The sequence below is a fragment of the Haladaptatus litoreus genome (assembly GCF_900156425.1).
Lineage (GTDB): Archaea > Halobacteriota > Halobacteria > Halobacteriales > Haladaptataceae > Haladaptatus > Haladaptatus litoreus.
In genome coordinates this window covers 598,307-618,253 of record NZ_FTNO01000002.1, presented here as the reverse complement: position 1 = coordinate 618,253, position 19,947 = coordinate 598,307, and the positions used below count along the sequence as shown (strand labels likewise).

At 58.7% G+C, this 19,947-nt stretch carries 19 protein-coding genes and 1 tRNA gene; 8 read left to right on the top strand and 12 right to left on the bottom strand.

Going from position 1 to position 19,947, the window contains the following annotated elements; all coding sequences use genetic code 11:
* Position 1: 1 nt before the first annotated feature.
* On the bottom strand, positions 2-2,344 hold the full coding sequence (locus BW974_RS14275; protein ID WP_076430917.1) for a DEAD/DEAH box helicase: 2,343 nt from the start codon (positions 2,342-2,344) through the stop codon (positions 2-4).
* A 150-nt stretch (positions 2,345-2,494) separates the two neighbouring features.
* Between BW974_RS14275 and BW974_RS14270 the strand changes: the two genes are divergently transcribed.
* On the top strand, positions 2,495-2,722 hold the full coding sequence (locus tag BW974_RS14270) for a DUF7535 family protein (protein WP_076430916.1): 228 nt from the start codon (positions 2,495-2,497) through the stop codon (positions 2,720-2,722).
* Positions 2,723-2,758: 36 nt separating this feature from the next.
* Here BW974_RS14270 and BW974_RS14265 read toward each other — a convergent pair whose 3' ends face one another.
* From BW974_RS14265 to thsB, 3 genes are all read right to left on the bottom strand, one after another.
* Positions 2,759-3,748 carry an ornithine cyclodeaminase family protein gene (locus BW974_RS14265; protein ID WP_076430915.1) on the bottom strand — a complete coding sequence of 330 codons (990 nt, stop codon included), beginning with the start codon at positions 3,746-3,748 and terminating at the stop codon, positions 2,759-2,761.
* Between the two features lie 165 nt (positions 3,749-3,913).
* Positions 3,914-4,546 (bottom strand): hypothetical protein, encoded by a 633-nt coding sequence (locus BW974_RS14260; protein WP_076430914.1) that lies wholly within the window; start codon positions 4,544-4,546, stop codon positions 3,914-3,916.
* A 180-nt stretch (positions 4,547-4,726) separates the two neighbouring features.
* Positions 4,727-6,376 carry a thermosome subunit beta gene (gene thsB, locus BW974_RS14255; RefSeq protein ID WP_076430913.1) on the bottom strand — a complete coding sequence of 550 codons (1,650 nt, stop codon included), beginning with the start codon at positions 6,374-6,376 and terminating at the stop codon, positions 4,727-4,729.
* Positions 6,377-6,613: 237 nt separating this feature from the next.
* On the opposite strand from thsB, the gene rtcA reads away from it, so the two are divergent.
* Positions 6,614-7,636, top strand: a complete 1,023-nt coding sequence (rtcA, locus tag BW974_RS14250) for an RNA 3'-terminal phosphate cyclase (RefSeq protein ID WP_076430912.1) — start codon at positions 6,614-6,616, stop codon at positions 7,634-7,636.
* 4 nt (positions 7,637-7,640) lie between these two features.
* Here rtcA and BW974_RS14245 read toward each other — a convergent pair whose 3' ends face one another.
* Together BW974_RS14245 and BW974_RS14240 are read right to left on the bottom strand one after the other, a co-directional pair.
* Positions 7,641-8,210, bottom strand: coding sequence for a DUF7344 domain-containing protein (locus BW974_RS14245; RefSeq protein ID WP_076430911.1), 570 nt, complete (start codon positions 8,208-8,210; stop codon positions 7,641-7,643).
* Between the two features lie 72 nt (positions 8,211-8,282).
* Positions 8,283-8,900: a CAP domain-containing protein gene (locus BW974_RS14240; RefSeq protein ID WP_076430910.1), complete on the bottom strand. Its 618-nt coding sequence runs from the start codon at positions 8,898-8,900 to the stop codon at positions 8,283-8,285.
* 181 nt (positions 8,901-9,081) lie between these two features.
* Between BW974_RS14240 and BW974_RS14235 the strand changes: the two genes are divergently transcribed.
* Complete coding sequence (locus BW974_RS14235; protein ID WP_076430909.1) at positions 9,082-9,267, top strand: HVO_2922 family protein; 186 nt, start codon at positions 9,082-9,084, stop codon at positions 9,265-9,267.
* A gap of 22 nt (positions 9,268-9,289) precedes the next feature.
* On the opposite strand, the gene BW974_RS14230 is transcribed toward BW974_RS14235, so the two are convergent.
* Positions 9,290-10,246, bottom strand: coding sequence for an ABC transporter permease (locus tag BW974_RS14230; protein WP_084186282.1), 957 nt, complete (start codon positions 10,244-10,246; stop codon positions 9,290-9,292).
* A gap of 317 nt (positions 10,247-10,563) precedes the next feature.
* Between BW974_RS14230 and BW974_RS14220 the strand changes: the two genes are divergently transcribed.
* The 5 genes from BW974_RS14220 (at position 10,564) to BW974_RS14200 (ending at position 14,795) form a co-directional block, all read left to right on the top strand.
* On the top strand, positions 10,564-11,769 hold the full coding sequence (locus BW974_RS14220) for an ABC transporter permease (RefSeq protein ID WP_076430906.1): 1,206 nt from the start codon (positions 10,564-10,566) through the stop codon (positions 11,767-11,769).
* Positions 11,766-12,827, top strand: coding sequence for an ABC transporter ATP-binding protein (locus BW974_RS14215; protein ID WP_076430905.1), 1,062 nt, complete (start codon positions 11,766-11,768; stop codon positions 12,825-12,827). The genes BW974_RS14220 and BW974_RS14215 overlap by 4 nt, the downstream gene beginning before the upstream one ends.
* Entirely contained in the window at positions 12,824-14,185 is a 1,362-nt protein-coding gene (locus BW974_RS14210; RefSeq protein WP_084186281.1) for an ABC transporter ATP-binding protein, read from the top strand. Before BW974_RS14215 ends, BW974_RS14210 begins: the two co-directional genes overlap by 4 nt.
* Before the next feature lie 80 nt (positions 14,186-14,265).
* Entirely contained in the window at positions 14,266-14,496 is a 231-nt protein-coding gene (locus BW974_RS14205) for an Lrp/AsnC family transcriptional regulator (RefSeq protein WP_076430904.1), read from the top strand.
* 95 nt (positions 14,497-14,591) lie between these two features.
* Positions 14,592-14,795 carry a hypothetical protein gene (locus BW974_RS14200; RefSeq protein ID WP_076430903.1) on the top strand — a complete coding sequence of 68 codons (204 nt, stop codon included), beginning with the start codon at positions 14,592-14,594 and terminating at the stop codon, positions 14,793-14,795.
* Positions 14,796-14,865: 70 nt separating this feature from the next.
* Here the strand turns inward: BW974_RS14200 and BW974_RS14195 are convergent.
* From BW974_RS14195 to leuS, 5 genes are all read right to left on the bottom strand, one after another.
* Positions 14,866-14,947, bottom strand: a tRNA-Ser gene (locus BW974_RS14195).
* A 42-nt stretch (positions 14,948-14,989) separates the two neighbouring features.
* Positions 14,990-15,178: a DUF7981 family protein gene (locus BW974_RS14190; RefSeq protein ID WP_076430902.1), complete on the bottom strand. Its 189-nt coding sequence runs from the start codon at positions 15,176-15,178 to the stop codon at positions 14,990-14,992.
* 3 nt (positions 15,179-15,181) lie between these two features.
* Complete coding sequence (locus tag BW974_RS14185; protein WP_076430901.1) at positions 15,182-15,562, bottom strand: Rid family detoxifying hydrolase; 381 nt, start codon at positions 15,560-15,562, stop codon at positions 15,182-15,184.
* Positions 15,563-15,682: 120 nt separating this feature from the next.
* Positions 15,683-16,894, bottom strand: coding sequence for a threonine ammonia-lyase (gene ilvA / locus BW974_RS14180; protein ID WP_076430900.1), 1,212 nt, complete (start codon positions 16,892-16,894; stop codon positions 15,683-15,685).
* A gap of 133 nt (positions 16,895-17,027) precedes the next feature.
* Positions 17,028-19,877, bottom strand: coding sequence for a leucine--tRNA ligase (gene leuS, locus BW974_RS14175; protein ID WP_076430899.1), 2,850 nt, complete (start codon positions 19,875-19,877; stop codon positions 17,028-17,030).
* Positions 19,878-19,947: the final 70 nt, after the last annotated feature.

Below are 19,947 nucleotides of genomic sequence, written 5' to 3'. Positions count from 1 at the left end.
ATCACTCAACTCGCACAGTTCGCGAGTCGGCAATCGGAACCAGCGGAAGGTCGGGGAACGCGACTCGAACCACGAACTCCATCTCGTCGTCGGTGCCGCCGAAGACGCCGACGGGAACCGAGGCGTCGGAATCGAGGTACGTCGATTTCGTCGTCATCTCGATGCCGTTGACGGTGACTTCGACGACCGCCTGCTCGCCCTGCCCCCGATTTCGCAGAGTGACTTCCCGCATGTCGTTTTCTCCGCGTGCGATTCGGGTGGGGAAGTCGCCCCATTCGATTCCCACGTTGGGAAGTTCGCGGGCGCTCTCTTCCACCTGCTCGGCGACACCTTCGGAGAGTCCGGCGTCGATGAGGCCGTCTACGCCCGCCTCGCACACGTCGGCGGGCGTTTCCAGTCCTTCTTTTGCCAGTTTGTTCGCCCGGCCAGCGCCCACGCCGTCGATTGCGGTGAGTCCGACGGAACGCTCGTCCACGCCGTTTTCCAGTCGCGCTTCGACGCGGGTTGCGAGATTCGCGGCCATCGGGCGGTCGAGTCGCTTCAAAAACGCACGCAGTGCGGCGAGGAGACGAACTGCGTTCTGCTGGATGACCCACGCGTCGCTCCGGAGTTCGCCCGGCGTCGAACCGGTCATGCTGGCGCAAAGGATGGCAAGGACTTTTCGCCCGCCCCCTTCCAAATCGCCCGAATCCTGTCCGATGAGAACGGAGTTGATGGCGTCGCGTTCCGACTGTCGGGCGTTCACGCTGTCGAACTCGGCAGCCCCGGCCACCGCTTCGAGGATGGCAGGGGTGTCGATTTCCTCCTTTTCGGCGAGTGTGCGGAATCGCTCCGCCGTGTCGAGGTCGAGGTAGAACTTCGAGGTCAGCATGGCGAGTGCAGTGCCGTCGATTGAAAGGTCGTCGCCGCGTTCCACGAATCCGCGAGAGACGAGTCGTTTGAGCGTGGTTCGGACATGGTCACGGATGTTCTCGAAATCGTACTGGTCAGGCTTGCTCTGCGCCCGAACGTAGTAGAACGTCGTTTCGAGCCACGACATCACGTCCTCCAAATCCGAGATGGTGCCCATGGCGATTTCGGCGTTCAGGTGGGAGTCCAAATCTTCCGCCAGTCGGGATTCGATTTCCTTCCCCTCACGGAGCAGTTTCCGGTATTTGTCCGCGTCCGCGTAGTCACAGACGACCCACCCGTAGCCAACGTCGTCGTAGCCCGGTCTACCTGCCCGTCCGAGCATCTGGAGCACGTCCAAGGGACTCATATCCACCTCGCCCTCAAGGGGGTCGTGGAGTTTGGTATCCCGCAAAACGACGCATCTGGCGGGGAGGTTGACACCCCACGCGAGCGTGGAGGTCGAAAAGAGGATTTGGATTTGTCCCTCCTTGAACCACTCTTCGACCATGTCGCGGTCGTTTTTCGACAGTCCGGCGTGGTGGAAGGCGACCCCGTCCAGCACGGAGTTTCGCAGTGTGTCGTTCCGCAGTTCTTGCGTTTCGGTGTGGAAATCGTAGTCGCCGCGTGCCCCGATTGGAATATCTCTCTCGGCGATTTCGTCGCGGGTTTTCTTCGCCGCCTGCACCGTGTCTTGTCGAGAAGAGACGAACACGAGAGCCTGCCCGTCCTCGCGAACGTGCGGTTCCGCAAGGTCGAGCGCGCGATAGAGTCGGCGGTATTTGTCCGCGAAGGAGTTGTCGCCGTGGGTGTACGTTTTCACGTCCGCGTGCAAATCCACGGGGCGGTAATCGTCACCGAACTCGAAGGTGGTTTCTGGCGGTGCATCCAGCCAATTTGCCACGTCCTTTACGTTCGGCATCGTCGCGGAAAGCGCGACGATGCGTGGGTCACAAAGTCTCCGCAGGCGCGAGATTGTCACTTCGAGGACGCTCCCGCGTTTGTCCGAATCGAGCAGGTGAACCTCGTCGATGACACAGCAGTCCACGTTGGTGATAAATGAATAGCGTGCAGAGTCGTGTTTCCGAGTCGCAGAATCGGTTTTCTCCGGCGTCATCACGAGAATGTCGGCGCGCTCCGCCCGCCGTGGATTCAAATCGCGCTCGCCCGTGACGACGTAGACCGAATAGCCGAGTTCCTCGAAGCGTTCCCATTCGGTTTCCTTTTCGTTCGTCAGTGCGCGCATTGGCGCGATGAACAGCGCGGTGCCGCCGTCGCCCAGCGCCTTGCAAATCGCCAGTTCCGCGAGGGCGGTTTTCCCGCTCGCCGTCGGCGCGCTGGCGACTACGTTCTCCCCGCTGTCGAGCAGTGCGGGGAGCATCTCTCTCTGCATCCGGTTGAACTCCTCGAAGGCAAACGCCTCCGCGAACTCGGGAACCGCCTCGGAGACCTGCATCATTTCGTAGGCAGAGTGGGGGGCAGAAAGGCGTTTCTGTACTCGTTCGTGACAGCGGTTTCGTTCCGCCAGTTCTGCGGGAGAGTACCGTGGTGCCGAAATTGGCGTTCCGTGAGAACGCTTATCATTTTCGCAGACCACTATTTCAGCATGAGCCAAGGGGAGTCTGAGCTACAACCGGTAAAGAAGGCATTCCGGACGGTCACGCCGCCGTATCACGGGCATCCGGACAGCGAAATGAACGCCATCGGTATCGCAATATTTCTCGGACTGCTCGTGCTGATGGTGCCACTGTTGCCGTTTCTGGTCATCGTGTGGGCAATCTCGAAACTGACCGAAGCACTTGCACAGAAGGCACCAATCGGTGACGAAGAGTAGTGGCAAAAACACCGCACCGAAAATAACGCGACGAGATTACTGGACGCCGAGGAGGTCGAATGGGTAGCCGTTGTCGTTTTCGTTCGCGTGTTCGTAGACGACGTGAGCGGCGGCCACGTCCTGAATCGCCAGTCCGGTGCTGTCGAAGACGGTGACGCCGTCGTCTTCGGTTCGCCCGGAAAGGTCGCCGATGACGATGTCGCCGATGTCGCCGTGAATGTCGTCGTCCGAGAGGACGCCCTCGTTGTACGGGACGTTGATTTCGCCGGAGTGAGTCGTCTGTGCGTGGTCGTCGATGACGAGTTTCGCGTTCAGCAGGATTTCGTCCGCCAGTTCGTGTTTGCCTTCCGCGTCCGCACCCATGGCGTTGACGTGCGTGTGCTCGCCGAGGTTCTCGGCGGAGACGATTGGGCTTTCGACGGGCGTGACCGTCGAAAGCACGTCGCAGGATGCGGCCTCGGAAATCGAACCCGCGCGAACGTCGAAGTCGTCATCGAAGTAGTCGATGAAGTCCGCGACGGCTTCCTCGTTCAGGTCGCTGATGACGACTTCCTCGATTGGACGAATCTCCGAAATCGCCTCCAGCTGCGTGTAGGACTGAACGCCCGCGCCGATGAGGCCCATGCTCGTCGCGTCTTCCACGGCGAGGTGGTCGGTTGCGACTGCCGCCGCCGCACCGGTGCGCTTCATGGTGAGTTCCGTACCGTCCATAATCGCCAGCGGAAACGCGGTTTCGGGGTCGCTGTACACCATCGTTCCCATGACGGTCGGCAGGTCGAACTCCTCGGGATTGTCGGGGTGGACGTTCACCCATTTGATGCCCGCGGCGTCCCAGTCGTCCGCGTCGAGGTAGGCGGGCATCGACCGGAAGTCGCCGTTGTACTGCGGCAAGTCGATGTAGGATTTTGCGGGCATCTGTGCGTCCCCGGTCGCATACGCCGCGAAGGCGTCCTCGATAGCCCGGATGAGTTCGGGCATCTGCGTATTCTCGTCTACGGCATCCTGATTGAGCAGGAGTGTTTCCATAGTCGGAGGAAAACGTGGTTCCCACTTAGTTCCATCTTTTGCGGTTTTCGTGTGGCTTTCGCGGAGAGTCGTGGTTTTTGGGATGTTTTTCGAGCAATCGTTTCTTGGATAGTCGAGAGCAATAAATCGGGAAAAGAAAACCGTTACAAGCGTGATTTCCCGCTCTCAGCACCCGCTTTCGTTTTCTTCCGTCTCTCCGTGTTCGTGCTGAGTTTCGCTCCCGTGTTGATGCTCGCTTCCGTGTTGATGCCCGCTCTCGTCTTCGTCCATCGAATCGTCATCTCCACCGTGTTCGTGGGCACTCCCCACGATTGTCACGGAATCGCGCCCGTAAAAGCCGTGTTCGCCGGAATCGTCCTTCTCCCAGCGAAGTTCGGCCTCCGTCTCGTTTCCTTCGAATCCGGCGTCCTGAACCCGGAAGTGGAGAAGGAGTTCGTCACTGCCATCTCCATCGACGTCTTCTACGTGTCCCTCGTGAACTGGGCACGCCCCGCCGCCGTCAGCGACGGCGGCGGGCGACCCGAATCGATAGCGAACCGCTTCGCTGGTTGGGTCGAACTCGTCGGTTTGATGGACTGCGACGGGAACGACACCGCGACCATCGAGATTGATTTCGTTCGAATCGTCGTCCGGTTTCACGTCGATGTCGAGTTCGTTCGGGAAATGTGCGACTGCGGTACTGCTGAGGGTTGGAACCGCGAGGGCGGTCACAGCGACTCCGGCACCTGCCGTGAGAAATCGGCGGCGACTAGTTTGGTGTGAGTTCGTCTCGTCCGAGGTGTCTTTCTGGGAAGGCACAGCAACTGAAAATCATCACGGTGCGAGGATAGTGATTCTGGCACGATTGTCGAAAGAAACTGTTAGAAGTGCCGACTGTCCAGAAAACGCACCGCTACCCATAGAGTGCCCAAAAAATGGCGTGAATCAGCTAAACGACGATTCGTCGAAGTGGGCGTGGAGTTCAGACTGTGTCCGAATTTACATCGCGCCGCCCATTCCGCCCATGCCACCCATGCCGCCTGCTGGTGGGCCGCCTGCGCCCTCGTCGCCACCTTTGTCGGTGGAGAGGTCGCCTGCGGAGATGATGTCGTCGATTTTGAGGACGAGGTTCGCGGCCTCGGTGGCACTGGAGAGTGCCTGCTCTTTCGCGTGGGCTGGCTCGACGATGCCTGCCTCGAAGGTGTCCTCAACGTCGCTGCTGAAGACGTTCAGACCAGCGCGTTTCTCGCCGTCTTCGTGTGCGGCGCGCAGGTCGACTAACGTGTCGATGGAGTCGAGTCCGGCGTTCTCGGCGAGAACGCGTGGGACAAGTTCGAGCGAGTCGGCGAACGCTTCGACTGCGAGCTGTTCTCGACCTTCCACGCTGTCGGAGTAGTCGCGGAGTCGGGAGGCGAGTTCGACTTCGATTGCTCCGCCGCCGGAGACGACGCGACCGTCGCTGACGGTCTGTGCGACGACGTCGAGAGCGTCCGTGATACCGCGTTCGAGTTCGTCAACGACGTGGTCGGTGGAGCCACGCAGGAGGAGCGTGACACCGTGAGCGTCGTCGCCGCCGGAGACGTAGAACAGTTCGTCGCTGTCGTCGCGGGTGACGCTTCCCTCTCCGAGTTCGACTTCGGAGGCGCTGTCGAGGTCCGAGACGATGTCCGTGCCGAGAACTTCGCGGAGGAACTGGATGTCGCTCTTTTTGGCGCGTCGGACGGCGAGGATGCCTTCCTTGGCGAGGTAGTGCTGTGCGAGGTCGTCGATGCCTTTCTGGCAGAAGACGACGTTCGCGCCCGTCTCCTTGATCTGTTCGACCTTCTCTTTCAGCTGTGCTTCTTCACGGTCGAGGAAGTTCTTGAGCTGGTCGGGGTCGTTGATGGAGATTTCGGTGTCGACGTCGGTTTCCTCGACTTCGACGGCTTCGTTGAGGAGGAGAACTTTGGCGTCCTCGACCGATTTCGGCATGTTGTCGTGGACGGGGTCTTTGTCGATGACCGCGCCTTCGAGCAGTTCGGACTCGCCCGCGGAGCGGCCGGTCTGCGTCTCGATGTTGATGAATTCGAGGTCGACGGTGTCCTCGACGGTGACCGCCTGCACGGCGTCAACGATGATTTGGCTGAGAACTTCCTTGTTGAGTTCCGCGCCCTTGCCGGTCATGCTGGTTTCTGCGACCTTGCGGAGGAGTTCTTCGTCGTCGGTGTCGACGTTTTCCGCGATGTTGTCGACTTCCTCGCGAGCCTTCTCGCTTGCGAGGTGGAATCCTTTGATGACCGCCGTCGGGTGGATGTCCTGTTCGAGAAGATTCTGCGCGTTCTTGAGGAGTTCGCCCGTCACTGCGACGGCCGTCGTGGTGCCGTCTCCCGCCTCGTCCTCTTGGGTTTCGGCGACCTCGATAATCATCTCGGCCGTCGGGTTGTCGATGTCCATCTCTTTGAGGATGGTGACACCGTCGTTCGTGATGGTCACGTCGCCCATCGAATCGACGAGCATCTTGTCCATCCCTTTCGGTCCGAGTGTGGAACGTACAGCATCCGCGACCGCTCGCGCCGCGGTGATGTTGTGTTCCTGTGCGTCTTTGTCTTTGACGCGTTGGGAATCCTCGGACATTACGATCATCGGCTGACCTTGCATGCGCTGACTCATAGTACAGAAGCGACTATGTTTGTGCTTCTATATAAATCTTTATTTCGTGTGTGAGGATACCACTGTAAGACTACAATCGGAAAATCAAAAAACCGCAAGAGTGCGGTAAGATGAGTTTAGACCATGACGCTAGTTAACATGAATCTCTGTTACTACGTACCGGACTGAAGCGAGGATTTATATACTGTATTCGGCGATGGTTCCCATTTTTCACGTCGAATCGCGTAGCCCCGGCTAATGCACTCGCTCGACGGGTCGTCCGGCGGTGGACAACTGCTTCGCTCGGCAGTGTCGCTTTCCGCCCTCTCCGGCGAACCGTTTCGAATGACCGGGATTCGAGCGAGTCGCTCGAATCCCGGCCTCAGGCCACAACATCTCGCCGCCGTCCACGCCGTTGCTCGTGCCTGCAATGCGGAACTGTACGGAAATACAATCGGTTCCGAGGCACTGACGTTTCGACCGAAAGCCGCCGACGGCGGTAAATTTTCGATTGACGTGGAAACCGCGGGGAGCACGGCGTTGGTTTTCGACGCACTGCTCCCCCTCGCGGTGACACTGGACGAACCCCTTTCGGTGACTGTCACTGGCGGTACGGACGTTCGCTGGTCACCGACCGTCGACTACTTCCGCGAAGTGAAACTGCCGCTCTGTCGCCGGTTCGGACTGCTGGCCGGTGTCGAGGTTACCCGAACCGGCTACTATCCAGCAGGCGGCGGAGAGGCAACCCTCTGGGTCGCCCCCTCTTCACTTTCTGCAATCAATCTCGCAGAGCGCCGGGAACTCACCGGCGTCCGGATTTACTCGAAAGCATCAACGTCGCTCGCGGAGCAAAACGTCGCGGAACGGCAGGCGGAAACTGCACGCGACAGACTCGGTTCCGCGGGACATTTAGTTCTCGAACGTCGGACGACCTACGCGAAATCGGACTCCACTGGAAGCAGTTTGCTTGTCCGTGCCGAATACAGTGAGATGGATGAGAACTATACCGTCGCCGGATTCGACGGACTCGGCGAGCGCGGTGTTCCCGCGGAGGACATAGCAAAACGTGTCGTCGGTGCGTTTTCCGCGTTTCACGACGGCCGTGGAGTCGTTGACGAACATATGGCCGACCAACTGGTGATTTTCCTCGCGCTCGCGGGCGGGCGCGTGACGATTCCGAAAATAACGCCGCATATCGAAACGAGTCTGGAACTGCTGGCTGCCTTCGGCTACGACGTTTCGCTGGTTCGTGAGCCAAATCCGATGCTAATTGGTGAATGATATATCATCTGTCACGTTCCGGAACTTCGGTGTGGCCTCGGTGGAGGTTCCGATGATAATACACGTTAATTGCACCGGAGAACGTAACTAACACAGCCAGTCCAAGCGCCCAGCCGAAATCCGGAACGAGTCCGAGCGGCCCGGCCTCCAACCACGCGCCGGTGACGAGGGCGAGGCTGACACAGCCGAGGACGAAGTAGTATTGCGACCACGGAAGGTCGTTGTCGGGAACGACTTCCAGATACACTGTCAGTTTCTCCGCCTTGTCCGTCAGCGAAACGTTTCCGTGAGCAGGGTCGTACTCGACAAATCCAGTTTCGTCCAGTTTCGGGAGATGTGCTTGTTGGAGGGTGTTGTACACTCGTTTTCGCTGTTGTGAACTTACTTCGGGAACAGAAACGTCGTTTTCCCACGCCGCGATGTGGGTCGCCAACTCACCGATTTCGACCGGTTGCTCGTGTCGGCGAAGGTAATGAAGCGCGTATCGTCGTCGTTGGTTGCTCAATATTTGGAACACGACATCTCTGGACAGTGATGTGCCGACCTGTTCCGTCTTGCCTGTTTGGCTTCTCATCTGTCGTTACCTCCCGAAAGAATGTTCTTTTCCGGAATGTATCACCACAAGTACTTAATTTTTTGTGCCATCCTAACAGAAATTCTGTGTGGCAAAGACGCGCTCGCTATCGGCGTAGTAGACGCCGATTCCCTCGCGTTCCCAGTTTTCAGAAAGCATATTTTCGCGATGGCTCGGCGAGTTCATCCACTGCGTGACGACTCCGCGTGCGAGTTCGTCGGCGGTTCGATAGCGAACGACGGTGCCGTTTTCCGTTCGCACCCTGCGGTCGAAGTAAGTGTAGGCGATGTTTTCGCCCGCACCCCGAAGGCAGTGATAATCGGCTTCTCGATAGCGGTCGCTCGGACTCTCACCGGACGGGGAGACGTGTGAGAAGTAGCTCTCACGACCCATCTCTTCGCTGTGATTGCGCGCGATGTCCCGGAGCGCGGCGTCGAACTCGACAGGTTCTAACCCGTGGTCGGTTCGCTCCTCGTTCACGTAACGATGGATGTAGAATTCGACCCATCGACGGAATTCAGGGTCTGTGGGTTCAGTCACCGCCTCGGGATTGTCCTCGGGAACCTCTATGATTTCAGCACCTTGGAGCGAATCGAGCGTCTCCCCGCCGGGAACCGGATAGCCGACGAAATACGCGCCGAAAAACAACAGTGCCGCGAAGACGAGGATTGGAGGGACGAGCGAACGCATTCAGTTTCCCTTCGACCCGGGGAAAGATGAACCCCATGCCCGATTTCAGTTTCAGAGCGAATCTGACGCACGAGCGAAAACAGAAGTCGTCGGGAAAATCGACGAAATGATAGCCGAATAGTCCGGAAAACTGGCAGAAAACAGGATATTACGTCGGTCGGGACCGTATCTTCGGTTGCAGATGAGCAAAGCAACCTTCGAACTGTATCAGGACGCTCGTGAGGAATGGCGCTGGAGACTGGTTCACGACAACGGCAACATCATCGCGGACAGCGGAGAAGGGTACGAACGGCAGGCGACGGCGGAGCGAGGAATCGAGAGTGTACAGGAAAACGCGTCGGGTTCCGAAATCGACGTTCTGGAGTAGTCAGCCGTAGTGACTTCTGTGCTTAGTCGTAGCCGACTCGCGGGTCGAGGACGGCGTAGGCGATGTCTTGGAGGAGGTTCCCGGCCAGTCCGAGGAAAACAGGAATCATCGTCGTCGCTAAGATAAGACCCACATCCCTCGCTCTGATGGCTTGGAACGCGAGAGCACCGAACCCGGGCAGGCCGAACACCGTTTCGACCACGAGGAGCGTGACGAACAGGATGGTGAGGGTTTCCGCAAAAAACAACGAAACGAGTGGCAACGCTGCGTTGCGGATGACGTGACGGCCAACGTCGCTCGCACGGGCACCGTTCGAGCGAAGCGTTTTCACGAACTCGGCGGGCACGTATTCGAGTGATGTCGAACGAGTGTACCGAATCTGCACCGCGAGCAGGTTGATGGTCACCACAGCCATCGGAAGGAGCATGAAGGGAAGGTTTTCCGGCGACCAAAGACCGTACCGGTCGTCGAAGTACGACGCCTGAATGTCGATTCGTTCGAGCACGAGCAGGGACGCCCACGACGCGAGCCAGAAACTCGGTAGCCCCAATCCGGGATAGGTGATTGCGGTGACCAGTCGGTCGACGTAGCCGTGTTGGTGAACTGCCGAATACAGTCCAATCGCGGAACCTAAAACGACGGACAGGACGACTGCCGGAACGAGATAGACCAGCGTAATTGGAAGTGCATCTCCGAGACGGTCGGTAACCGGTTCGCCCTGAATGTCAGTGCCCCAGTCGAACGTCGTGTAGGCGACTATCCATTCGATGTATCGGTCGAGAATCGGCTCGTCGTAGTTTCTCGCCTCGGCATAGGCGTTTTCGGCTTCCTCTGCGGAGCCGCCGCCGAAGGCCGCCATGATACCGGCAGTTTCCTGACCGGGGTCGGGCGCGAAGGCAAAGACGAGAAAAATGGACGAAAGGAGAAGATACGCCGCAAACACCGTCCAGAGAACGCGACGGGCGATATATCGGCGCACGGCTATCGCGACTCCATCGGACGGCCGTACTCCATCGGGCGGTCATACTCCACCGACCGCCCGTTTCTATTTCCGGTCGAAACCGCCGATACAGTTTCGGAGGCTGTAACTGACTCCATGGTATCGTCCACCACAATTCGTTCGGCCCGAATAAATGTTTCCGATGTTACAGTCGAGAGGGTAACAAACTGCTGCATACCACGACTAAATTGTTTGAAATAAAATCCATATTTTTATACCGTGGCTGCATTAGCTACGGCAGACTGTCATAAAATTGTCTCATTTCGAGGGGACGGGACAGGAGGATTCAACGGTTCATGGCCACATCACACGACACATTCGATGCAATCGACTGGGACGAGTACACGACCGCTTCTCGGTCACTATCGTGGCGAACCAAGTTGTTTTCGCTCGTCGCGACCGTACTCCTGCTTGGCTTTCTGTACGACGTCTTCGTTCTTCCAGACGACAACCCCATCATTTGGGAATGGAACGTTACCGCCCTGGATTGGCTGTTCATGCTCTCGCTTTCGGTGTTCGCCTTCTACGTTCTCGCGCCGCTGTATCTCAATCGGGAACTGACCCGCGAGCGGTGGCAACAACTTCGCACGAATCGAGTGGCGGTGGCCAGTCTCTGCTATCTCGTCGTCTTTTTTATCGGCGGACTGTTCGGCCCGATGGTTCACGAACCGCTCACGGACGCGATTGCGTCCGCAGACGACTTCGCGTATGGAATGGCACCGTATCAGCCCCCGGTCGGATTTTCCGCGCCATACTACGGAATCGGCATCACGCACTGCGTCGGCGACATCTCGAACAACGCTTGTCACGGTAGTTTCATTCATCCGTTCGGAACGACTTCCAGCGGAGAAGACCTCTTCCTCAAAATTCTACAAGGGATGCGAATCGCGCTTCAGGTGACGCTCATCACGGCGACGCTCATCGCACCCCTCGCAACCGGCGTCGGCATCGTGGCGGCGTACTTCGGCGGGTCGGTCGATGAAATGCTAATGCGCTACGTGGACATCCAGCAGGCGATTCCACCGCTGTTCGTCTTCCTGTTCCTCGAAGCGCTGTACGGCGGCAGTATCCTCCTCATGATAGGCGTATTTGGCTTGCTAAGTTGGGGCAGTACCGCGAGACTCGTCAGAAGTGAAGCGCTGCAAAAGCGCGAATTGGGGTACATTCGCGCCGCCCGAAACGCCGGAAGCAGTCGCCTGAAAATCATTCGACAGCACATCCTCCCGAACGTCTCAAGCACGGTTCTCGTCGCCATCACGCTCCAGATTCCGACGCTCCTACTCATCGAGGCGATGCTCGGCTACTTCCAACTGCACGGCCCGGGACAGAACTCGTGGGGGTATCTGATATACGCCGCGTTTTTGAGCGATTTCCACCCGACGCTCCTCTGGTGGGCCGAAGTCATTCCGGTCGTCTTCCTCATGCTCACTGTGGCCTCGTTCAACTTCCTCGGTGATGCGCTCCGAGAGATACTCGATCCGCGAACCCGGGAGGGGCTATGACTGGCCCACTGCTGTCCGTTTCGGGACTGCGGACGACGTTCGACACTCCCCGAGGCGTCATCACGGCAGTTGATGGCATCGATTTTGAAATCAATCGCGGCGAGACGGTCTGTCTCGTCGGCGAGTCCGGTTCTGGAAAAACCGTCGCCTGCGAATCCATCACGAGGCTAATCGCATCGCCGCCCGGCGAAATCACTGACGGGCGAGTCGTTTTCGACGGCCAGAACGTCCTCGACTGTTCGTCCCGCGAACTCCGCGAGATTCACGGCAACAAAATCGCCTACGTGTTCCAGAACCCGCAAAACGCCCTTGACCCAGTCTACACCGTCGGCGCGCAGGTCGCGGAGTCAGTGCAGTTCCATCAGGACGTGAGTGACGGGGTTGCGAAAGAACGGGCAATCGACCTTCTCGACCGCGTCGGGATTCCGAAAGCCGAGGTTCGCTCGAACGACTACCCACACGAGTTTTCGGGTGGAATGCGCCAGCGCGTCGTCATCGCCATGGCACTCGCCGGGGAACCCGACCTGCTCATCGCGGACGAACCGACGACAGCACTGGACGTGACCATCGAAGCCCAGATTTTAGACCTTCTGCGCGATTTGCAGGACGAACGCGACATGGCGATTCTGTTCGTCACGCACGACCTCGGTGTCGTCGCCGAAATCGCCGACAGAGTCGTCGTGATGTACGCTGGAAAGGTGATGGAGCGTGGCGACGTTCGGGCGATTTTCGACCAGCCTTCGCATCCCTACACGCAGGCGCTTCTCGCCTGTCTTCCGGGGCAAGGCAATGGTTTGCAACCGATCGGTGGGTCGATGGCCGACCCAATTTCGCCACCCGCTGGCTGTCGATTTCATCCGCGGTGTCCGCATGCAATCGACACGTGCGCTCGAAACGGACAACCGCCGCTACAGGGCGTCAGAAACGACCAGAAAGCATCGTGCATCTTCCATCGTTCGGACCGAGATTCGTCCGTCGTGCTGGACGAGACGGAGAGGGAATCGGGAGAGGCAGAAGAAGCGGGAGACGCGGAACGAACTCGGGGGAATGTACGATGACCGACCACAGTGAGGATTCGAAGATGAAATCGAAAGCGAGTCGCTCGGATGAAAAAGCCCTGCTCTCGGTTCGCGGACTGAAACAGCAGTATCCAGTCACGGAAGGGCCGCTCCGCCGGGAAGTCGGAACTATCCACGCGGTCGATGGCATCAACTTCGACGTGTATCGCGGTGAAACCCTCGGACTCATCGGCGAATCAGGAAGCGGCAAATCGACGGCCGCGACTGCTCTCTTACATCTCGAAGACCCAACCGCGGGAACCGTTCGCTTCGACGGCGACGAGATTGGGGAGTACGACCGAACCGAACGGAAGGCGTTCCGACGCCGGGCGCAGATGGTGTTCCAAGACCCGACGACGAGTTTCGACCCGCGAATGACCGTCGGCGAATCGGTGGCCGAACCGCTTTCGATTCACGGCATGACCGACGCCGACCGACGACGCGCGATTACGGAGGACATCCTCCCGCGGGTCGGTCTGTCCGCGGAACAGGCAGACCGCTATCCACACGAACTCTCCGGCGGGCAAAAACAACGAGCGGCGCTGGCGCGAGCGCTGATTCTCAATCCCGACCTGCTCGTGCTGGACGAACCGGTGTCGGCACTCGACGTGTCCGTACAAGCCGAAATCCTCACACTCCTGTCCGACCTGCAAGCAGAGTTCGACCTCTCGCTGCTGCTCATCACGCACGACATGGGCGTCGTGCGCGAAGTCGCCGACCGTGTGGCCGTGATGTACCTCGGCGAAATCGTCGAATGCGGGCCGACAGAAGATCTGTTCCGGAATCCACAGCATCCCTATACGCAGGCACTCGTCTCCGCGATTCCGACGCCCGACCCCGATGCGAAAAAACGTCGCGTGACGCTCCGCGGCGACGTGCCCGACGCGGCCTCGCCGCCGTCGGGCTGTCGATTCCATCCACGCTGTCCAGCCGTCATTCCACCCGAGAACTACGATTTCGAGCAAGACGAGTGGCGCTCGGTGATGGATTTGTGGGTCGCAGTTTCGGACGACGACGTAGATCTCGATTCGCTTCGAACCCTCGTGGTCGCACGGGAAGAGGCGGAAACTGCGGACGCAGTTTCCGCCGCACAGTTGCAGTCTGCGATTCGGGAAGAGTACGCGATTCCGGAGGGTTTGAGCGACGAAGACGCTGAAACGGTGCTGTCATCCGCGCTCTCGGACATCGTTTCGGGCGATGTGTCGGAGGCAGATGAGCGACTTCAGAGTGAGTTTTCGACGATTTGCGAGCGAGAGAATCCACAAGAGCAGTCTACTGATGCGGGCCATCCTGCGGCCTGTCATCTCCACGATAGTGAGGAAGCGGACGAGGAATGGAACTGGGTTTCGGTGGACTGAGTCAGCCGTAGAAACCTCCTTTCGTCCGTAGTCGCGAAGGATATGCTGGTCGCTAGCATCTAGTTACTAGGGGAAGTACGATGGTCACCGCATACGTTCTCATCAAAGCAAATGTTCCAGCAGTAGACCAGATACGCGATGCAATCACGGAACTCGACGGTGTCGTTGCCACCAACATCGTCGCCGGAGACGTCGATATTATCACAAAAATCGACGTCGAGACGCCCGCCGATGTGAGAGAAATCGTCACGTCCGGCGTTCTGACGATTACAGGTGTCGAAAACACGCACACCTACATGGCCATGGAGTAGTCCTCGTAGGCGTGAGTCGGTCAACGGCGGACGGTTGAGCGACGATTACCACTCAGGGTTCTAAGAGACAGGAAGCCGAACGTCGTCAGGGAGCAATGGCATCAGAACAAACGAAACGGGCAGTACTTTCGGAACTCGAACGGGCGTATCCGGGGGCGATGACGGGGCGCTCGCTGGTTTCGCTCGTGGAGGACGATTCGCGGGAAACGGTCGAAAATGCGCTGAGCGAGTTGGTGGTCGAACAGCGTGTGGAGCGACGGCGGGAGAAGGGAATGACGAAGTATCGCTTTAAAGAATAGCTTCGTTTCTCGTTCGCTGGTTTGGCGAGCATACGCTACGCGATGCTCACCGATTAGTTCACAGAGAATACGCCGGGACTGGGATTTGAACCCAGAATCCCATACGGGAACACGCTTTCCAGGCGTGCGCTTTGCCATTCGGCCATCCCGGCCTACCAATTTGTAACCGGGTGGAGCTTTTAAACCCTTCTGTTCTAATCGAGAACTCCGTCGGCGACGTAGGTCGAAACCGACGCGCCGACAGTGACGAGGAGCGCCATCCCGACCTTCAGTCCGATGGAGTACCGATACTCGGTGAAGAGTTCGTACCCCTGCAAAAGAACGAGAAACGAGAGGAGGCCGACGACGCCCCACAGGAGACTCGCCTTGACGCGGGGGTGCATGGCTTACTCCGTGCTGGCGATGGCTTCGATTTCGACGCCGACGCCTTTTGGCAGATTAGCGACTTCGACGGCGCTTCGTGCTGGCGGGTTGTCTTGGAAATACTCCTTGTAGGAGTCGTTCATCTCGTCGAAATCCTCGATGTCGTCCATGAAGACGGTTACCTTCAGCACGTTCTGCATCGTCAGCCCTTCCTCTTCGAGAATACCTTTGACGTTCTCCAAACTCTGTCGGGTCTGAACCGCGATGTCCTCGTCGTCGAGCAGGTCGCCGTCCGGCGTCATCGGAATCTGTCCAGCGGTGAACAGGATGTTGCCGTTCGTGGTTGCTTGACTGTACGCGCCGACCGCCTCGGGAGCGTCCTGCGTGCTAATAACGCGCTTCATGTCGGTGTGTTCGCCCCCCACAACTTAAACCTACGTCAAAAGGAGACGAAAGACAGACGAATTCACTCAGAAATCAGAGCGAACTGTAAACGAAAGAACAGAGTCAAAAAGCGATTCAGATTAGACGAGAACTTCCACGTCGAAGCCACTTTCCCGAAGCGATTCGAGCAACGCTTCGACGTGTGCCTCGCCGCGGGTTTCGAGGTCGAGTTCGACTTCGGTGGCGTTCATGGCGATGTCGCGGGAGGTGCGGTCGTGCTGGATGGCGTAGATGTTCGCCTGTGCCTCCGCGATAACGTCGAGCAGTTGGCGGAGCGACCCGGGGCGGTCTTTGAGAACGGTTTTGATTTTTAGGTAGCGCCCCGTTTCGACCAGTCCGCGCATGATGACCGTCGTGAGGACGTTCATGTCGATGTTGCCGCCGCTCAGAACTGGAACCACGACTTCGTCGTCCTCGAAGTCGAACTTCCCTTCGAGGACTGCGGCGAGGGTGACTGCACCTGCCCCTTCCACGAGCGTTTTTCCGCGTTCGAGCAAGTAGGCGAGTGCGACCGCGGTTTCAGAATCCGAGACGGTGACGACCTCGTCAACACGGGATTCAATGATGTCGAAGTTCTTGTAGCCGACGCTTCGAGTGGCGATTCCATCCGCGATGGTGTCCACGCTGTCGAGGGTCTGCACCGACCCCTTCTGGAGCGAGTCGGCGACGCTCGATGCACCTTCGGACTGCACCCCGACGATTCGTGCGTCCGGATTCTGGCCCTTGATTGCGGTTGCAATGCCGCTGATGAGGCCGCCGCCGCCGATGGGGACGACGACAGTGTCAACCTCAGGCAAATCGTCCACGATTTCCAAGCCGATGGTTCCCTGTCCGGCCATCACCATCTCGTCGTCGAAAGCGTGGACGTAGGTGCGTCCTTCTTCTTCCTCGATTTCGTGAGCGCGTTCCGCGGCCTCGTCGTAATCTTCTCCGTGGAGGACGGTTTCCGCGCCGTAGTTCTCGGTGGCCCGAACCTTCGAAATCGGGGCGTGTTCCGGCATCACGATTTTCGAATCGACGCCGCTTCGCGTGGCCGCGAGCGCGACCCCCTGTGCGTGGTTGCCCGCGCTGGCCGTGACGACGCCCGCTTCTTTCTCTTCCTGCGAGAGCGTCGTGATTCGGTTCGTCGCGCCGCGGATTTTGAACGACCCAGTTCGCTGGAACGTTTCCAGTTTCAGGTGGACTTCGGCGCCCGTCATCCGAGAGAAAGTGTGTGAGTAGTCGAGCGGTGTGTGCCGAGAGGTTTCGGCGACGCGCTCGCGCGCCTCTTGCACGTCCTCTAGTTCTAGCATGGTGGTCGGTAGTTTTCCGGTCGCTTTATCGTTTGGGAAGCACACCGGTCGAATCGGTCGTGACTGTGGGAGAGAATCCGATTTCGAGTGAATATCTTTGAAAACGAGGACTGGAGGCGGAGTCGTTGCGTGCCTACTCCAGATGAATCGCAGGCCGAAACGGAATCGCGTGCCGGGCCTTGTCGGCAGGGTAGGTGACATCCTCGCCCTCGCGATACAGTTCTATTTCTGCGTCAAATTCCCGTTCAAGGAACTCCTGAGCGTCCTCGTACACCGCCAGTTCGTCCACATCGGTCAGCACAGCGACTTCCTCGGCAGGTCGTTCGCGCACGTTTTCGACCAGTTTCTGGACGAGTCGATTTACCTCGTCACCTTTCTTGCGCAGTTCCGCGTCCTGCATGACGTTCCCCATCACGGCACCAACGTCCGGGCCGGTTTTCGTGACTTCGGCGAGTACTCTCCGTTTCCAGTCCGTGGCGACGTACACGCGAACGGTTTCCGGGTCGGTGTCCGTCACCGCGACGATGTCGCGGATGTCGTCGGTCAGGTTCTCGACCAGCGATTCCTCGATTTCGATGGTCGTACTCTCGAACTCGGGATTCGGTTCCGGCCACGACGACCCTTCGATTGAATCGCCGGTCAACTGCTCGTACAGTTCGGTCGCCATGAACGGGACGAACGGGGCCAGCAACCGCAGACGAGTGTCGAGAACCTCACGCAGGGTCCAGCGCGCTCCCGGACGTTCCACGTCGGTACGCTTGCGATACCATTTCAGATGTTCTTCGAATCCGTAGAAGACTGCCTGACTGGCGGTTCGCGTTTCGAATCCCTCCATCGCCTCGGTGGCTTCCCGTACCGTGGCTTGTAGGTTCGACAGCAACCAGCGGTCGATTCGGTGTAAGTCGGGGATGTCGTAGTCGCTGTCGTCGTCCTCGATTTCGTCAGACTCGATTACGTCCGTTGCACGGTTCCAGAACCGCCGTAGTTGATTCTGGGCACTCTCGACCTGCTCGCTCCGCCAGTCGTAATCCTGCCATGGTTCAGCGCTGTTCATCAGGAAAAAGCGCACCGTGTCCGCGCCGTACTTCTCGATTGCCTCCTCCGGCAGGACGACATGACCTTTCGAGGAGGACATCTTCTCGCCCTCCAGCAGACCCAGTCCCATCACCGTGATACCCTGCGGCCAGTTTTCCGGTTCGAACAACTCCGCGTGGTGGAACAGAAAGAACGTCAGGTGGTTGCTGACCAAATCGTTCGCCGAACAGCGATAATCGACGGGATACCAGTACTCCCATTCTTCGCGCAGGGAGCGGGCGGTTTGGTTGTCGCCGCTATTCAGGAACAGCGTGTCGAAAAACTCCTTGTCCATCTCCTCCGGCGGAACGTCCGACAGGCGATGGGCGAAGGTGTAGTACGCCATGTAGATGGTCGAATCCGACAGGGGCTCGATGACGAACCGGTCGTCCCACGGCAGTCGCGTGCCCAGTCCGTAGTTTCGGATGCAGGGCCACTCGTTCAGCCAATCGACGGTGTGGTCGTACTGCTCGCGGGTATTCGACGGAATCGCATCCAATCCGGCAACCGCGTCGTGGGCTTTCTCCTTCCATTCAGGGTCGTCATAGCGCAGGAACCACGTTTCCTGTTCCGCGACTTCGACAGCACCGCCACAGCGACAGACGACTTCCTCGGTGAACTCGTACATCGTGCCGAACGACCCCTGCTTCCGGAATTCGGCTTTCAGTTCGTCGCGGGCGTCTTCGACGAGTTCGCCAGCGAACTCGTCGTACATCTCGCGCAGCGTTCCGCTGTGAAACTCGCGGTTGTACACTTCCTGTGTCGCGTCTTCCAGCGCCGGGTCGGCGGAGCCTTCGATTCCGTGTTCTTCCACGGCATCCTTCGCGGGGAACTCGCCGTAGCCCCCCACGTCGATGATTGCCTTCGGTCCGATGGCATGGACTTCGGCGGGGTCGATGCCGTACCGTTCCATCCGAGCGTCGTCGGCCTTCGCCTCCTGCAAGGCCACCCAATCGTCGGGACTGTGCGCCGGAACGGACATCACGACGCCAGTGGCGTTGTCGGCGTCCACGAAATCCGCGGGCAAAACCAGAACCTCGTCGCCTGTAATCGGGTTCGTGACGGACTCGCCGACCAATCGCTCACCCGAAAAGTAGTCACGGATTTCCACGTCGTGGGCTTGCAGTTCCAGTTTTTCGACGGCGGATTCCGAGACGACCCAGCGGTCGCCATCCACGTCAGCCTCGACGTAATTCGCGTCCGGGTCGATGAAGGCGTTCGTCACGCCGTGAACCGTCTCCGGGCGCAGGGTCGCCATCGGAACCGTGAGTCCGTCCCAATCGAACTGCACGAGCGTGTACTCCTGAAACTCCGCATCTTCTCCTTCCAGCAAATCGTGAGTCGTGACTGGATTTTCTTCGTTCGTGCAGAATTTGACCGGGTGGAGGCCCTTCTCCAGCAGACCGCGCTCTCTCAGCGTCTCGTACTGCCACGTGATGAACTTCGAGTATCGTTCGTCGTTCGTCGTGAACTCGCGCCGCCAGTCCACGGAGAGACCCAACGACTGCATATTCTTCTTGTAGCTGTTTTCGATGAAATACCGAGCGTACCCCATCGGCGTCTCCAGTTCGGGCAACTCCTCGTCCGAGACGTTGAACGTGTCTTGCAGAACCGAGAGCTGTTTTTCCTCGCGGTTTTGCAGTCGCTCGACCGCGCCGACGATGGGCGTTCCGGTGACGTGCCATGCGATTGGAAACAACACGTTGTCGCCTTGCAGACGCCGGTAGCGCGCCCACACGTCGGGAACGGTGTAGGTTCGCGCGTGGCCGATATGCATCCCGCCGCTCGGATACGGATAGGGCACCGTGACGAAGGTAGCTTCTGAATCCGACGGTTCGGCCTCGTACTGGCCGGTTTCCGCCCATCGGGATTGCCACTTCGACTCGATTTCTCGTGGCTCGTAGTCCATACCTGTCGTTCGGGCTTGTGAAGGAAAGAGATAGCACACCTGACCGTTCTGACTGTTCTGTCTGTCAGGT

Excerpts from the sequence above, each read along its gene's own strand:
- BW974_RS14275 (WP_076430917.1), bottom strand. The coding sequence starts at position 2,344 with ATGCAGGTCTCCGAGGCGGTTCCCGAGTTCGCGGAGGCGTTTGCCTTC.
- BW974_RS14270 (WP_076430916.1), top strand. The coding sequence starts at position 2,495 with ATGAGCCAAGGGGAGTCTGAGCTACAACCGGTAAAGAAGGCATTCCGG.
- BW974_RS14265 (WP_076430915.1), bottom strand. The coding sequence starts at position 3,748 with ATGGAAACACTCCTGCTCAATCAGGATGCCGTAGACGAGAATACGCAG.
- thsB (WP_076430913.1), bottom strand. The coding sequence starts at position 6,376 with ATGAGTCAGCGCATGCAAGGTCAGCCGATGATCGTAATGTCCGAGGAT.
- rtcA (WP_076430912.1), top strand. The coding sequence starts at position 6,614 with ATGCACTCGCTCGACGGGTCGTCCGGCGGTGGACAACTGCTTCGCTCG.
- BW974_RS14245 (WP_076430911.1), bottom strand. The coding sequence starts at position 8,210 with ATGAGAAGCCAAACAGGCAAGACGGAACAGGTCGGCACATCACTGTCC.
- BW974_RS14240 (WP_076430910.1), bottom strand. The coding sequence starts at position 8,900 with ATGCGTTCGCTCGTCCCTCCAATCCTCGTCTTCGCGGCACTGTTGTTT.
- BW974_RS14235 (WP_076430909.1), top strand. The coding sequence starts at position 9,082 with ATGAGCAAAGCAACCTTCGAACTGTATCAGGACGCTCGTGAGGAATGG.
- BW974_RS14220 (WP_076430906.1), top strand. The coding sequence starts at position 10,564 with ATGGCCACATCACACGACACATTCGATGCAATCGACTGGGACGAGTAC.
- BW974_RS14215 (WP_076430905.1), top strand. The coding sequence starts at position 11,766 with ATGACTGGCCCACTGCTGTCCGTTTCGGGACTGCGGACGACGTTCGAC.
- BW974_RS14210 (WP_084186281.1), top strand. The coding sequence starts at position 12,824 with ATGACCGACCACAGTGAGGATTCGAAGATGAAATCGAAAGCGAGTCGC.
- BW974_RS14205 (WP_076430904.1), top strand. The coding sequence starts at position 14,266 with ATGGTCACCGCATACGTTCTCATCAAAGCAAATGTTCCAGCAGTAGAC.
- BW974_RS14200 (WP_076430903.1), top strand. The coding sequence starts at position 14,592 with ATGGCATCAGAACAAACGAAACGGGCAGTACTTTCGGAACTCGAACGG.
- BW974_RS14190 (WP_076430902.1), bottom strand. The coding sequence starts at position 15,178 with ATGCACCCCCGCGTCAAGGCGAGTCTCCTGTGGGGCGTCGTCGGCCTC.
- BW974_RS14185 (WP_076430901.1), bottom strand. The coding sequence starts at position 15,562 with ATGAAGCGCGTTATTAGCACGCAGGACGCTCCCGAGGCGGTCGGCGCG.
- ilvA (WP_076430900.1), bottom strand. The coding sequence starts at position 16,894 with ATGCTAGAACTAGAGGACGTGCAAGAGGCGCGCGAGCGCGTCGCCGAA.
- leuS (WP_076430899.1), bottom strand. The coding sequence starts at position 19,877 with ATGGACTACGAGCCACGAGAAATCGAGTCGAAGTGGCAATCCCGATGG.